Source organism: Allobosea sp. OK403 (genome assembly GCF_900113835.1).
GTDB lineage: Bacteria > Pseudomonadota > Alphaproteobacteria > Rhizobiales > Beijerinckiaceae > Allobosea.
Genome location: NZ_FOQV01000001.1, coordinates 1,228,568 through 1,243,210, shown reverse-complemented (window position 1 = coordinate 1,243,210; position 14,643 = coordinate 1,228,568). Strand labels below are relative to the sequence as shown.

At 66.8% G+C, this 14,643-nt stretch carries 14 protein-coding genes; 1 reads left to right on the top strand and 13 read right to left on the bottom strand.

Features of this window, described 5'->3' with window-relative positions; all coding sequences use genetic code 11:
- Positions 1-105: 105 nt before the first annotated feature.
- The 13 genes from BMZ97_RS05455 to BMZ97_RS05395 form a co-directional block, all read right to left on the bottom strand.
- Positions 106-813, bottom strand: a complete 708-nt coding sequence (locus tag BMZ97_RS05455; RefSeq protein ID WP_092166234.1) for an SDR family NAD(P)-dependent oxidoreductase — start codon at positions 811-813, stop codon at positions 106-108.
- Positions 810-1,880, bottom strand: coding sequence for an ABC transporter substrate-binding protein (locus tag BMZ97_RS05450; protein WP_092166233.1), 1,071 nt, complete (start codon positions 1,878-1,880; stop codon positions 810-812). The genes BMZ97_RS05455 and BMZ97_RS05450 overlap by 4 nt, the downstream gene beginning before the upstream one ends.
- A 43-nt stretch (positions 1,881-1,923) precedes the next feature.
- Entirely contained in the window at positions 1,924-2,784 is an 861-nt protein-coding gene (locus tag BMZ97_RS05445; protein ID WP_092166232.1) for an amidohydrolase family protein, read from the bottom strand.
- Complete coding sequence (locus BMZ97_RS05440; RefSeq protein ID WP_092166231.1) at positions 2,781-3,848, bottom strand: ABC transporter substrate-binding protein; 1,068 nt, start codon at positions 3,846-3,848, stop codon at positions 2,781-2,783. Before BMZ97_RS05440 ends, BMZ97_RS05445 begins: the two co-directional genes overlap by 4 nt.
- A gap of 51 nt (positions 3,849-3,899) precedes the next feature.
- Positions 3,900-4,763: an ABC transporter permease gene (locus BMZ97_RS05435; RefSeq protein WP_092166659.1), complete on the bottom strand. Its 864-nt coding sequence runs from the start codon at positions 4,761-4,763 to the stop codon at positions 3,900-3,902.
- Positions 4,763-5,572: an ABC transporter ATP-binding protein gene (locus tag BMZ97_RS05430; RefSeq protein ID WP_092166229.1), complete on the bottom strand. Its 810-nt coding sequence runs from the start codon at positions 5,570-5,572 to the stop codon at positions 4,763-4,765. Before BMZ97_RS05430 ends, BMZ97_RS05435 begins: the two co-directional genes overlap by 1 nt.
- Before the next feature lie 58 nt (positions 5,573-5,630).
- Positions 5,631-6,842, bottom strand: coding sequence for a sialidase family protein (locus tag BMZ97_RS05425; protein ID WP_092166227.1), 1,212 nt, complete (start codon positions 6,840-6,842; stop codon positions 5,631-5,633).
- Positions 6,843-6,911: 69 nt separating this feature from the next.
- Positions 6,912-7,886 (bottom strand): Bug family tripartite tricarboxylate transporter substrate binding protein, encoded by a 975-nt coding sequence (locus BMZ97_RS05420; protein ID WP_092166224.1) that lies wholly within the window; start codon positions 7,884-7,886, stop codon positions 6,912-6,914.
- Positions 7,887-7,958: 72 nt separating this feature from the next.
- Positions 7,959-9,392, bottom strand: a complete 1,434-nt coding sequence (locus BMZ97_RS05415; RefSeq protein ID WP_244546240.1) for an FAD-binding oxidoreductase — start codon at positions 9,390-9,392, stop codon at positions 7,959-7,961.
- Positions 9,393-9,426: 34 nt separating this feature from the next.
- Positions 9,427-10,587 (bottom strand): iron-containing alcohol dehydrogenase, encoded by a 1,161-nt coding sequence (locus BMZ97_RS05410; RefSeq protein WP_092166222.1) that lies wholly within the window; start codon positions 10,585-10,587, stop codon positions 9,427-9,429.
- A gap of 51 nt (positions 10,588-10,638) precedes the next feature.
- Positions 10,639-11,679 (bottom strand): 4-hydroxythreonine-4-phosphate dehydrogenase PdxA, encoded by a 1,041-nt coding sequence (gene pdxA / locus BMZ97_RS05405; RefSeq protein ID WP_092166209.1) that lies wholly within the window; start codon positions 11,677-11,679, stop codon positions 10,639-10,641.
- Positions 11,676-12,782, bottom strand: coding sequence for a four-carbon acid sugar kinase family protein (locus BMZ97_RS05400; protein WP_092166207.1), 1,107 nt, complete (start codon positions 12,780-12,782; stop codon positions 11,676-11,678). Before BMZ97_RS05400 ends, pdxA begins: the two co-directional genes overlap by 4 nt.
- A 1-nt stretch (position 12,783) precedes the next feature.
- The gene (locus BMZ97_RS05395) at positions 12,784-13,551 is read right to left on the bottom strand and encodes an HpcH/HpaI aldolase family protein (protein WP_210188211.1); all 768 of its coding nucleotides are present in this window, start codon (positions 13,549-13,551) and stop codon (positions 12,784-12,786) included.
- A 234-nt stretch (positions 13,552-13,785) separates the two neighbouring features.
- Between BMZ97_RS05395 and BMZ97_RS05390 the strand changes: the two genes are divergently transcribed.
- On the top strand, positions 13,786-14,532 hold the full coding sequence (locus BMZ97_RS05390) for a FadR/GntR family transcriptional regulator (RefSeq protein ID WP_092166203.1): 747 nt from the start codon (positions 13,786-13,788) through the stop codon (positions 14,530-14,532).
- Positions 14,533-14,643 lie beyond the last annotated feature (111 nt).

Below are 14,643 nucleotides of genomic sequence, written 5' to 3'. Positions count from 1 at the left end.
TCGAGGGCGCCCTGAGATCGCGCGGACGCAGGCCTCCTCATACCACATTTCGGTTCGGTCATGCCGTATAGCGTTTGGTGAGGGCCGACCGATGACGCAGGCTGCTCAAAGCGAGGCCCCGCCGCAGACGATGATCTGCTGGCCCGTGATGCTGGCTGCGCCTTCGGAGAGCAGGAACGCCGTGGTCGCAGCGATTTCCTCCGGCTTCACGAGGCGGCCGATCGGCGGCATCTTCGGCGCGACCGATGCCCGTCTTGGGTCCCTGAGCATCGGCGTGTCGGTTGCGCCGGGCGCCACGACGTTCACCGTGATCTGCCGTGGAGCCAACTCGATGGCGAAAGAACGGGCCATACCCACGACGGCGGCCTTGGTCGCAGCATACTGCGCCCGCCCGGGAGATCCGGCGGCCGTGCGGCTGCCGAGCAGGACGATGCGCCCGCCATCGGGCAGGGTCGGTACAAGCGCCTCAACGATCTGTTCTGCCGCATCGACATGGAGCCGCCACATCGTTCGCGCGTTTTCCGGATCGAGTTCGCCGAGCCGGCCGACGCGCAGGATGCCTGCGGCGTGGACGATGGCGTCCAGCGGACCCAGGCCCTCAAGCGCGAGGGCGAGTGCCTCCCTGTCGAAGAGGTCGACCGGCTCGTGTGCCAGCCCCGGATCCGCGAAGGCGGGCGTGCTGCGGCTGAATCCGACGACGTTCCAGCCCTCGGCGAGCAATCGCTTCGCGATCGCCTCGCCGATGCCGGAGCTCACGCCGGTGACGAGCGCGCGTTTCGCGCGCCCGTCCTGTGTCGAAAGCGCCGGCGTCATCCGCTGAAGGACCGCGCCTGCGCCCTGATCTTCTCGACGTCGAAGTCGTTGATCTTGTCGATCAGGTCATTGGTGTAGACCCTTGAGAAGTCGGCGATGGCCCAGTCGTTCATCTTCGCCTCGGTGATGAATTCGTCGACCCTGATGCTGCCCATCTTGGCGCCGGCATAAGGCGGCTCATAGAGCTTGATGCGCCGGCTGATCGCCTCCAGCACCGACTTCACGGCCTGTTCCTCGGTGGAGCCGCGCGGGGCGGTCTCGGGATAGAGCTTGAGGAAGGCTTTCGCGCCGGCCGCGGGGTTTTCCAGGATGAAGCGCGAGGCCTTGGCGGTCGAACGGCCGAAGCCGATGAAGAGATCGCGCTCGGCCTGGATCCTCTGGCGCAGGCCCATCAGGAATTGGCCGCCGATCATCGGCAGGTTGCTGGGGCGCGCCAGCAGCTCCAGCGGGATGCCGGCGCCGTCGATGATACCGAAGCCGGTGTCATAATAGGCGAGGGCGTCGATGGCGCCGCGCTGCAGGGCGACGCCAGCCGGTACGCCGGCGCCGACGGCCGTCCATTTCACATCCTTGTCGGGATCGACACCGAGCGATTTCAGCACGTTGCGAGTGACCGGATATTCGGTGCCGCCGAAATCGGAGACGCCGATATTCTTACCCTTGAGGTCGGTATAGGCCTTGGCGGTCGAGCCGGGCTTGACCGCAATGTCCCATTTATAGGGGTAGGTGTACTGGTAGAACCATTGCGCGCTGCCCCACTCGTTGCGGGCCAGGATCGGCAGGGCGTAAGAGGGCACGCCGATGCCGACATCGACATCGCCCTTATCGGTCGCGACCTGGACGTTGGCGTTGCCGCCGAGCGCCAGCCCCTGGACCTTGAAGCCTTCCTCGGCATTGTAGCCGAGTGCCTCGCCGATCAGCAGGTTGATAACGCTGGAGTTGAGCGATTTCAGCCCGACGCCGACCTTTACGGTCCGCGTCGCCTGAGCGAAGGACGAGCGTGGTCCCATTGTCAGTGCGGCGGCGAAGGCGCCGCTTGCCAGAAGCCATTCTCTGCGTGTCGTCATGGTTTCTCTCCCTTCTTGCTGATTGGGCCCGATACGCGAGCCGTTACTTGAAGCCATAGAGTCGTTCAGCGTTTTTGCTGAAAATCTTCTTGCGAAAAGGCTCGTCAAAAACGCTACAGAGCTCTTCGAATAGTCTTTGCGTGTCAGGCACGACCTCCATCAGCGGATGTGGCCAGTCGGTGCCCCAGAGGCAATGCTCCGGCGCGGCGGCTGCGAAGCGCCGCAGGAACGGCGCCATCTCGTCGCCCTTGCCGCCAGCTGGAAGCGATCGGTAGCTGATCAGCTTGATCCAGCATCGCCCGGTCGCGAGCAGGTCCAGCATCGCCCGCATCGCCTCCTGATCCTGGCCTCCGCGCGGATCGATCCGGCCGCAATGATCGATCACCACGTCGACAGGCAGATCGCGAAGCAGCGCCGCATGCTGCACGATCTGATCGGCGCGCGCGTGGAACTGGATGTGCCAACCCAACTCCGCGATCATGTTCGCCTGGGTCCGGATAGCGTCGGCGTCGATGCGCGTGTCCGATATGGCGTTGAGCCGGATGCCGCGTACGCCGCCTTCGTCAAGCCGGCGGAGATCTGCCGCGGTCGTGGTCCCCTCGATGATGGCGATTCCGCAGGTCCGACCGGGACCCAGCACCTGCACCGCATCGAGCATCGCCGCGTTGTCGGTGCCGTAGCAGCCACCCTGCACGACCACCATCCGGTCGATGCCGAGCCGTTCGGCAACCTGGCGATAGGCCGCAGCCGTCGCCTCCTGCGGCGCATAGGAGGGATGATGCGGCAGCGGGAAGCGGTCATAGGGGCCGAAGACATGGAAATGCGTGTCGCATATCCCGACAGCGGCAGGCGCATCGATGCGTAGCGCCGTCGAAGCGTCCATCTCCGTGGCCCCGATGCTCATGCGTAGGACTGCGCCTGCCGCTTGATCTCCTCACGATCGAAGCGGTTGATCTCATCGATCAGCTCGTTGGTGTAGAAGCCGTCGAAGGAGCCGATCTTCATGTCGTTCATCTGCGCCTCGATCCGAAACTCCTCCGGATTGATGCTGCCGATCTTGGCGCCCTGATAGGGCGGCTCGTAGAGTTTGATGCGCCGGGAGATCGCGACGAGCACCGACTTGATCGCATCCTCCTCGTTGGAGCCGCGCGGCGCCGCTTCGGGATACATTTTCAGGAAGGCGCGCGCCCCGCCGCCCGGACTTGCCGCGAGGAAGACGGACGCCTTCGCGACCGACCTGCCATAGCCGATCAGCAATGCGCGATCGCTGGCGATGCGTTCGCGCAGCGCCATCAGGAACTGCCCGCCGACCATGGGCACGTTTTTCGGAAGCGGCAGCATCTTGAACGGGATACCGGCGCCTTCGATCTGTCCAAAGCCGGTGTCGTAATAGGCGAGGGCGTCGACGGCGCCGCGCTGCAGTGCGACACCGGCAGCGACGCCAGTGCCCACCGCCGTCCATTTGACGTCCCTGTCCGGGTCAAGGCCCAGGCTACGCAGAACGTTCTTGGTGACTGGGAATGCTGTCTCCGCAAAATCCGGCACGCCGATGTTCTTGCCCTTGAGCCCCTCATAGCTCGTCAGCGTCGATTCCGGCTTCACCGCCACGTCCCATTTGTAGGGATAGGTATACTGGTAGAAGTGGATCGCCTTGCCCCACTCGCCCTTGGCCAGGATCGGCAGGGCAAAGGAGGGCACACCGGTCGAGATGTCGGAATCGCCGCGATCGATGGCGACCTGAGCGTTCGAGACGCCGCCCACCGTCATGAACTGCGCCTTGAAGCCCTCGGCCGCGTTGTAGCCGAGCCCTTCGCCGATGAGCAGGTTGACCAGGTTCGGCGCGATCGTCTTCTGACCGATCGCCACCTTCACGGTGCGGGCCGGCTGGGCGAACGCCGAGCGGGCCGGCAGGGCCAGCGCCGCCGCGACGGCGCCACTGGCGAGAAGCCATTCTCTGCGTGTGACCATGATGTTCCTCCCGTTATGGCTTATTGCTTTTGGTCGTCTAGGTTTGCTCGATCACTTGCGGCCGCGATCGCCCCAATGGACGACCTTCTTTTCCAGCCCGCGTACGATGGCGTGGAGCGTGATTCCCATGGCGCCGAGGATGACGAGGGCGGCGAAGACGCCGGCCACGTCGGTGACCGCCTGCGCCTGGGTGATGACGACGCCCATGCCTTGCTGGGCGCCGAGGAATTCCGCGACGATGGTGCCGAGCAGCGCATAGACCACCGCCATGTCGAGTCCGGCGAAGATGAAGGGCGCCGCATTGGGCAGCTTGACGATGCGGTAGGTCTCGAAGCGCGAGGCCGAGAGCGAGCGCATCAGGTCAATGCGTTCGGGCTCAACGGCGCGCAGGCCCGTGAAGCTGTTGATCAGCATCGGGAAGAAGGCGAGCAATGCCGAGATCGCGATCTTGGAGCCGTCGCCGAAGCCGAACCAGATCACGATCAGGGGCGCGATCGCGACCTTGGGCAGGCTCTGCAGCGCGAAGGCATAGGGCATGACCAATTTCTCGATCAAGCGGCTTTCGGCCATCAGCGAGCCGAGCGTCAGGCCCAGCCCCGAGCCGATCGCCAGTCCGATCGCGGCGTTCTTAAGCGTGCCCCAGAGCGGCAGGTAATAGCCAAGCGGGCTCGACGGACTGACCGCGATGCCCGACCACAGCGCCTTCCACACCGCCAGTGGCGTCGGCAGGATGTAGGAAGGCACTTCGAGATACTTCACCGCGAGCGACCAGCCGCCGAACAGGACGACGAGGCCGATCAGCGTGATCGCGGTGCCGTTAACGCCTTTGCCGTCCTTGGCTTTGGTCTTGGGCTTCGGGGGCGCGCGCTCGATCGCGACGCTGTCTGCAATGATGGTGGTTTGCGCCTGGCTCATCATTCGTCTCCCTGCGCGTTGAGCAATCCGCGGATTTCCTTAGCCAGCGCCGGATAGGCGGGGTGGCTGATGATGGTGTCGTTGCTGCGCGGGCGCGGGATCGGCACCTCAAGCTCGCAGATGACGCGGCCCGGCCGGGCCGACATCACCACGACGCGGTCGGCGAGGAAGATCGCCTCCGAGATCGAATGGGTGATCAGGAGCACGGTCTTGCGGCTGGCCTGCCAGATGCGCTGCAGCTCGAGGTTCATGCGCTCGCGGGTCAATGCGTCGAGCGCGCCGAAAGGCTCGTCCATCAGCAGGACGCGGGGTGAGCGCACCAGGGCGCGGCAGATGCCGGCGCGCTGCTGCATGCCGCCGGAGAGCTCATAGGGGAAGCGCTCGCCGAAATCCTTGAGGCCGGCGACATCGAGCAACCGGTCGATATCCTCGGCCTGCCCGACTTGCTTGCCGCCGACGCGCAGCGGCAAGGCGATGTTCTCGCGCACGGTCAGCCAGGGCAGGAGATTTGCTGCCTGGAAGACGACGCCGACATCGCGCGAGGGGCCGGAGATCGTCTTGCCGTCGAGCGCTGCCGTACCGGTGTCGTAATCGTCGAGCCCGGCGAGGATGCGCAGCAAGGTCGACTTGCCGCAGCCCGAAGGGCCGACAACGCAGACGAACTCGCCATCCTTGATGTCGAGATCGATCGCCGACAGCGCATGCACGCTGCCGCCGGCATAGGTCTTGTCGAGGCCGCGAATGCGGATGAGGTCGCGCTGAGGCGAGGACGCGGCGTTGAGCGGATGGACTTGAGCGAGTGCAGGCATCTGCGGTCTCCCTGTTCTTGGTCTTGCTGTTCTCGGTCTTGTTCAGGCTTGGTCTTGTTCAGGTCTGGGCCGCCCAATCGGGCGCGACGCGGGCGTATTTGATGGCGCGGCGGAAATAGGTGAAGGCGATGTGCAGCGCCCCGTCCGGCGTCTGCGTGATCGAGGGATAGGAAAACTCGCGATTGAGCTGGTCCTTGGAGTTGTTGGTCATGCAGAAGCCGTCGCCGGTCTCGAGGTCGCGCATCATCGGCCAGCTCCGGCCGCCATCGGAGGAGAGCGCCAGCGTCATCGGTGCGCGCGGTGCGCCCCAGAAGGCGGTGCGATGCGACGCAGCGGGGGCAGAGGCGGCCTCGGCTTGCGGCGCGCCGGCCTCCTCGTCCTCGATGTCGTCATAAAGGCCGGTGCGCCGGTCGGTCGCGTCGGCCGCGCTGGAGTGGTTGAAGACGAGCGCGATGCGGCCGTCGGCGAGCACTGTCGCCTGGATCGAGGAGTTGTTGTTGGGCAGCGCGGTGGGCTCGGGTGACGTCCAGTTGCGGCCGTCGGTCGAGCGGCTGGCATAGATGAAATCGGCCCAGCGGCTGCGATAGAACGCGACGAGCCCGTCCTTCGTCTTCAGCACGTTCATGTGCACGCAGCCGGTCGAGCCGGGCACGGCATGCTCCACCCAGCTCTTGCCGGCGTCGGAGGAGACACGCACGGCGCTGATGTCGTGATCGCCGACCCATTTGGCGCCGGGTACGCTGACGCAATGGAACACCGGGATTACCCAATCGCCATTGTCGAGCACGACGGGAGGCTGGCGCACGAACAGGCCATGGCCCTTGGGCGCCTCGAACAGGGTCTCGATCGGTCCCCATGTCAGACCATGGTCAAGCGAGATGCGCTTGCGCACCAGCGCTGTGTCCTGGTTGCCGGAGATCTGCGCGGTCCAGATCAGCCAGAGCTCGCCACCGGGTGCGGTGAACAGCACCGGGTTCTGCTCGGAGCGGGCCGGATCGTCGGAGAGCTTGACCGGGGCCGACCAGCGATCGCCACCCTTGGGCAATCGCGAGAAATAGGCCGAGATGTCGGGGATGCCTTCCTGCGTGCCGCCGAACCAGACGATGGCGAGATCGCCATTGCCGAGCACGGCGATGTTGGCTGCGTGGTTCTGGACGCAAGGGGAGGGCAGATAGGCCTCGATGCGCCGTGCATCGCCCTCGCGCGGATGCAGGATGCCGCTGCGCTCGGAGAGGCCGGCGGGTGCGATATCGGTCGAATGGGCTCCCATTTCGGAAGGCCTCCTTCTGGTCTGCGCGGGCAGCTCGCCCGCCTGGTCCGGCGCCGCTGTCGATGCGGCTCAGTCGATCTTGATGGCGGCGGCCTCGATGACCGCCTTCCAGCGGGTGGTCTCGGAGGCGATGTAGGCGGCGAATTCGTCGGGGCCGAGCGCAACCGCGATGGCACCGACCTCGTCCATCTTCTTGGCCGTCTCGGGCTTCTGCATGAAGCTGCGGATCTCGGCCGAGAGCTTGTCGATCACAGGCTTGGGCGTCCCCGCGGGAGCGACGAAGCCGTGCCAGGCGACGGCCTCGAAGCCAGGCAGGTATTCCGACAGCGCCGGTAGATTGGGATCGAAGGCCGCGCGCTTGGCGGTCGCGGTCGCGATCAGCGCGAGCTTTCCGCCCGCCGCCTGCGGCAGCAGCAGCGGCACATTGTCGAAGGCGAGGTCGATATTGCCGCTGATGAGGTCTGTGACCATCTGGCTCGAGCCGCGATAGGGCACATGCGTCATCTGCGTGCCGGTCATCTGCTTGAACAATTCGGCCGCCAGATGCTGTGAGGTGCCGACACCGGCCGAGCCGAAGGAGACCTTGTCCGGATTGGCCTTGAGATGGGCGATCAGCTCCGGGACGGTGCGGGCCTTGATCTTGTCGGGGTTCACCACGAGCACGTTCGGAACCATGCTGATCTGGGCGATGGGCAGGAGGTCCTGCGCCGGGCGATAGGACAGCTTCGCCCCATAGAGCGTCGGGTTGATCGAGAGGCCCGAGGTCGAGGCGAGGCCGAGGATGCTGCCGTCCGGCGTCCCGCGCGCAATCCGCGTGATCCCGACGATCGAGCCGGCGCCGCCGACATTCTCGGTCACGAAGGGCTGGCCCCAGCTCTTCTGCAGATGCTCGCCGACCATGCGGGCGAAGATGTCGGCGGTGCCGCCGGCCGAGAAGGGCACGATCATGCTGACCGGCTTCGACGGGTAGCCGACGCCTTGCGCGAAGGCGGGAGCCGGGCCGAACAGGAGGCTCAGTGCAGCCAGGACATCGCGGCGGTTCATCTCTGTTCTCCCTTGCATTATTTTTTTCGTATCGCGTCGTTCATGTACCCAGGACAGGCGCTCAAGATCTTGTCAGTCGCTGAGGACCTTGCCCGGATTCATCAGCCCCTGCGGATCGAGCAGCCCCTTGACCTGCCGCAGCAGGGCCATTTCGCGCGGCGCCGTCACGTGGTTGAGGCGCTCCTTATTGGCGATGCCGATGCCGTGCTCGGCGCTGATGCTGCCGCCGAGCGCCGCCGTCTCCTCGTCGACGGCGCGGTTGATCGCGCTGACGATCGGGGCAAGCGTCCCGCGCTGGTCGGCGGCGATGCCGGGCAGGATGGCGAGCACATGGATGTTGCCGTCGCCGAGATGGCCATGCATGACGATGCGCGCCTCGGGCCGGAGCGCCGCGATACGCGCCTCGACCCGGCGCACGAACTCGGCCTGATGTTCGAGCGGAACGGCGCTGTCATGCGAGACAACGTAGCCGGCGCGCTTGGAGCCTTCCGAGACGCTGTGGCGGATGGCCCAGAGCGCAGCCGCCTGGGCCTCGCTTGAAGCGACGAGGGCGTCGCCGATCAGCCCGCGCTCGAAGGCCGAGGCCAGCATTGCTTCCATCTCGGCGGAGAGGTCGATGCCCCGCAATGTGTCGATGAGCTCGATCAGCACGAACCAGGGCGCGTCCGCCGCAAAGGGGATCGCGACATGGGGCACATTCTCGGCGATGACCTCGACCTGCCCGCGCGACATCACCTCGAAGGCGCCGAGCCGGTCGCCGAGTTCGGTGCGGGCCAGCGCCAGGAGATCGAGCACCGCCTCGATATCCTCGGCCTTGGCCAGCGCGACGCTGCGCTGGCGCGGGCGCGGGAACAGTTTCAGCACCGCGCCGGTGATGATGCCGAGCGTGCCCTCGGCGCCGATGAAGAGCTGCTTGAGATCGACGCCGGTGGAATCCTTGCGCAGGCTCGTCATCAAATCGAGCACCGAGCCATCCGGCAGCACGGCTTCGAGCCCGAGGGTGAGCTCGCGCGTCGTGCCGTAGCGCAGCACGGCCGTGCCGCCGGCATTGGTCGAGAGGTTGCCGCCGATCTGGCAGGAGCCCTCGGCGCCGAGGCTCAAGGGGAACAGGCGGTCGGCCGCCTCGGCCGCCTTCTGGACATCGGCGAGGATGCAGCCGGCATCGACCGCGATGGAATCGCCGAGCCGGCTGATGGCGCGGACCTTGTTCATGCGGTCGAGCCGCAGCACGACATTCGGGCGCCCGCTGAGCGGGGTCGCCGCGCCGCACATGCCGGTATTGCCGCCCTGCGGGACGATGGCGAAGCCGAGCTCAGCGCAGAGCTTGACCACGGCGGCGACCTCGGCGGTGCTCGCCGGCTTCACGATCGCCTCGGCCGTGCCGCGATAGCGCCCACGCCAGTCGACGAGATAAGGCTCCTGGTCGCCATCGGGCCCGATGACATGCCGCGCCCCGACGATCGCCGCGAGGCGCTCGACGATCATGGGCGTGGCATGGACTGTCATCGCTTCTCTCCCTGTGGGCGTCTGGCGAACGCGCTCAATAGGCGGCTTCGTAAAGGGCCAGGATCTCGTCGCGGCTGATGTCGCGCGGGTTGTTGTCGAGCAGGCGGCGTATGGCGTGAGCCTCGCTCGCCATCGCCGGGAGATCGTCGCGGGGCACTGAGAGACGCGACAGCTTCATCTCGCAGCCGAGCTCGGCGCAGTAGCGATGGGCGCCCTCGAAGACCTCCTCCTGCCGGGCCGACGCCTTCAGGCCGAGTGCGGCGAGGATCGCGGCGGTCTTCTCCGGCACGGCCGGCGCATTGAAGGCGAGCGTATGCGGGAAGATCAGCGCGTTGGCGGCGCCATGGGCGATATGGTGGCGCGTGCCGAGCGGATAGGCCACGGCGTGGCCGGCGGCCGTGTTGACCGGACCAAGGCAGTAGCCGCCATAAAGCGAGGCGAGCGACAGGCCGGCGCGGGCCTCGATGTCGGAACCGTCGGCGATGGCGCGACCGAGGAAGCGGCCGACCAGGCGCACGCCCTCGAGCGCATACATGTCGATCAGCGGATGTGCCTTCAGGCTGGTGTAGGCCTCGACGCAATGGGCCATGGCATCGACGCCGGTCGCTGCGGTCACGGCCGGCGGCAGCGTCAGCGTCAGGTCGGGGTCGATCACCGCGATGTCGGCGAGCATGTGCAGGCTCTGCACGGCGAGCTTGTTCTGCGTCTTGGGGTCGGTGACCAGGGCGCGTGTTCCGGCCTCGCTGCCGGTGCCCGAGGTGGTCGGCACCTGCATCAGGGCCGAGCGCTTGCCGGCGACCTTCTCGGGGCCGACGACATCCTGGAGAGACTGGCCGGAACCCGGCAGGACAGCGACGAGCTTGGCGAGGTCCATGGCGCTGCCGCCGCCGAAGCCGATGACGAGGTCGGGCTTCACCCGCTCGGCGACGGCAAGCGCTGCCTCGAGATTGGGAACGTCCGGCTCGGGGCGGACCTCGCCGAAGATCGTGACCTCGCCGGTCAGGCCGAGCAGATCGACGCGGGCGGCATTGAAGGCATCCGCCACGACGAGGATGCGCGAGAGCCCCTGGGCCGCAGCCCAACGCCCGGCGAGTGGCGCCGTGCCGGAGCCGAACTCGATGATCTTCGGCCGGGTGATCGCGATCGGCGTGGCGAGGCTCGCGACGGCGATCTGGCTGGGCGCGTGGATATTCATGGTCGCCTCCCTTGGCACTTTTGGCTTCTGGCGCTTTCAGCTTTGGCGCTGTCAGGCCGCGCGGTCGGCACTGAGGCCGCGCGCTGCAGCCAGTTTTTCGGCGTATTCGATCGCCTCGATCAGGCTGAGCTCGTTGGCGATGCCCTTGCCGGCGATGTCGAAGGCGGTGCCATGGTCGACGGAGGTCCGCACGATCGGCAGGCCGAGCGTGATATTGACGCCCGAGAGCGAATCCCAGGTGCCGGTTTCCGGGTTCACATTGAAGCCCAGGAGCTTCACCGGGATGTGGCCCTGGTCGTGATACATCGCGACGACGGCGTCGTACTGACCGGCGCGCAGCTTGACGAAGACCGTGTCGCCCGGCACCGGCCCGACGACGTCGAGACCATCAGTGACCGCCTTGGCGATGGTCGGCGCGGAGACCTCGTCATCCTCGCGGCCGAACAATCCGCCTTCGCCGGCATGGGGGTTGAGCGCGGCGACCGCGATCTTGCGCCGGCCGAGATCGAGCGCGGAGAGCGCCTCGTCGGTGCGGTCGAGCACATAGCGCAACCGCTCCGGCGTCAGCTTGGCGGGCACGTCCTTGAGAGCGACATGGGTGGTGACATGGCTTACCCGCATGCCGCCATGGGCGAGCATCATCACCGAGCCCTTGGCGCCCGTCAGCGTCGCCAGCATGTCGGTATGGCCGGCGAATTTGTAGCCGGCCTTGTTCAGCGCTTCCTTGTTCAGCGGCGCCGTGACGATGCCGCCGATGCGGCCGGCCTGAGCGAGCTTCACGCCCTTCTCGACCGCGAGATAGGCGAAGCGGCCGCCATCGGCGGAAAGCACGCCCGGGCGGATCGGTTCGCCCTCCGGCCCCGCCTGCAGACAGGCGAGATGCGGCCAGGCCTCGCTCTCGGAGACCTCGGGAATGGCGATGTCGGCGCCGAGCAGGCGGCGCGCCTCGGCCAGCGCGGGGTTGCTGCCGATGACGAGCAGGCGCAGATCGCCGCTCGCCAGCCTGTCCTTCAGGGCGAGGCAGGCCTTGACGATGATCTCGGGGCCGACACCGGCGGGATCGCCCATGGTGATGGCAAGGTGAGGTTTCATGCTGCCGCTCCGGCAAAGGCCGCGATCCGGGTCGCGGCGAGCTGTTGAAGAAGGTCCGGCGCGCCGAAGGCGCCCGATTTCGAGATCACGGCGACGCCGTCCCAGCGACCGCCACGCATGATCGAGCGCGGCACGCCCGGCATGATCTCGCCGGTGACGTCGAGGCGGTCAGTGCCGAGGCTCTCGCAGATGCCGCGCAAGGTTTCGCCGCCGGCGGCGAAGAGCGTGTCCGGGCGGTCGAGCTCCTGCAGGAGGCTGGCCAGTCGCGCGTCGATCAGCGCGGCGGCGTCGCGGCGCGAGGTGCCGTCCGGCAACGCGACGCTCGCGAAGACGATGCCATCATGGGTGAGGCGCCGGGCGATTTCGGCATTGCAGGCAGGACCTAGAACGATGTGAAGCGAGCCGAGCCGGTCGAGCTGCTGGCCGATCGCCGCATGGTCCGAGCCGACGAGCCCGAGAACCTTGCCTGCGAGCGGGCGGTCATCGATCCAGCGGATGATGCCGGCTGCCCGTGCGAGCGCCGCCGCCAGCCCCGCGCTTCCGACCCAGAGCACATCATCGCGCCCGGAGGCGGCTGCGATGACGGCGTCGAGATCGGCGTCGGTCTCGACATCCCAGAGGCTGATGCCCGGGGGCAGGGCATCTCCCGGAACGGCCTGCGTGACGCGATGGCCCGCCACTGCAAGCCCGGTAGCGAGATCGGCGGGCGCTGCGCGCCAGTCGCCATCCGCCCAGGCATATTGCCTGCCGTCGCGGGTGATCCGGCGCTGCGCCGGGAAGGCCGGGGCGATGATGCAATGGGCCGGGCGCAGCAGGTCGAGGATCGTGGCGATCTCGGCCACCTCCTGTCCGCGCAACAGGCTGTCGATCTTCTTATAGGCGAGGCCCGAGCCGCGCGCCCACAAGGTGGGAGCGATTGCGGCGACTGCACTGCGCGCCTCGGCGGTCGAAACCTCGCGGCTGCGGCTGTCCATGGCGATGGCGCCCTCCGCGGGGGCTCCGCCGCGCCAGCACACCGCGACCGGCTCGGCGGGCGAACCGAACGCGGCCGCGCTGTCGAGCGCGCCGGTCAGGTCATCAGCCAGGAGCCGGAGCGGCGCCATCTCAGCTCGCCTTTACCGCCGAGAGCAGCGCCTTGGAGCCGCGCACCACGATCGTCGTGTCGTTGGCGACGCCGACGAAATCGATGCCTTGCGCGACGCGCCGCACCGCCTCGGCCTCGTTGTTGGTGAGGTAGCCGGCCGGCTTGCCGATGGCCTTCAGGCGGCGGAAGCCGTCATCGATCGCGGCCTGGACCTCGGGATGTTGCGTGTTGCCGAGATGGCCCATCGAGGCGGCGAGGTCGGCGGGGCCGATGAAGACGGCATCGACGCCGTCGACCGCCGCGATCTTCTCGATATCGGCCAGCGCCTCGATCGTCTCGATCTGCACGATGACGCAGATCTCCTGCTGCACCTTGGCGAAATAATCCGGGATCAGGCCATAGGCCGCCGCGCGCGAGCTGCCGGAGACGCCGCGCACGCCATGGGGCGGATAACGGGTGTAGCTGACGGCGCGAGCCGCTTCCTCGGCATTCTGGACATAAGGGAAGAGCAGGGTCTGGGCGCCGAGATCGAGCACGCGCTTGACCAGTACCATGTCGTTCCAGGCCGGCCGGATGATCGCTTCAGCGGGCAATGCCGACATCGCCTGCAACTGGGCGACGACATCGCCGGGCTCATTGGGGCTGTGCTCGGTGTCGATCAGGATCCAGTCGAAGCCGACCTGTGCGAAGAGCTCGGTGAGGGTGGGGCTGGCCAGCGTCGAGAAGATGCCGAGCATCTGCCGCTTGCCGAGATCGCGCTTGAAACCGTTCGTCCTGACGTCAGCCATCATCCACCTGCTGAAAGACACCCATCGGGGCAGCGGATCACGGAAGCGGGCGGTTGCGCTGTAGCGCACGGTCCTTGGGATGCCTCCATGAGCCGGCCTCTTCGGGCCTTGAGGGGGTTGAACATCATCCGGCTGGATATGTCAACATGTTGTAATTTGTCTGCCGATATAGGCCTCCAGCGGCGTTTTGACCGGGCGATTGACTGATTTGTAAATAGTTGTAAGCATGCGACCATGGATCAGACCTCAGGCAAGCCGGCGCGTTCCGCGGACGTCACCCCGCCCTCGCCATTGGTGCAGCGCGTGCATCATCAATTGCGCGCCCGGATCGCCTCGGGCGAGTACGCCAGCCATTCGCGGCTGCCCGGCGAGCACGACCTGTCGGCGATCTACGGCGTATCGCGGCCGGTGGTGCGCGAGGCGCTGCGCCGTCTGCGCGAGGACGGGCTGATCTTTTCCCGCCAGGGCGCGGGCACCTTCGTGCGCGGGACCGAGGCGGACCAAGGCAGGGCGCTGGCCTTCGCGCCGGTCGGCACGATCGCGGATGTGCAGCGCTGCTACGAGTTCCGGCTCGAGGTGGAGCCGGCCAATGCCTTCTATGCCGCCAAGCGCCATAATGCGGCGGCGCTGGAGGCCATCGGCAGCGCCTTCGAGCTGCTGCGCGACACCACCCACGCGCATCGCCATCGCGAGGACGCCGATTATGCCTTCCACATCGCCATCGCGGAGGCGGCGAACAACTACTTCTTCCTGTCGTCGATGCAGGCGCTGAAGGACCACATCAATGTCGGCATGAAGCTGCACGGGCTTTCGCTGCTCGGACCCGCGGGCGGCCTCGCCGGCGTGCTGGACGAGCATGCGCACATCTTCGCGGCGATCCGCGCCCGTGACGCCGAAGTGGCGCGGGATGCGATGCGCATGCACATCAAGGGCTCCTATGACCGCCTGTTCGAGGGGCGGGTCCTGGATCTTGCCCTTTAGAGCAATTTCCAATCCAATTGGATCGGAAATTGCTCTAAATCTTTGTTTTATAGCGTTTTCTTCACGCGAACCGGTGGCCACTTCGCTCGAAAACGCCGAGAGCCGGATGAT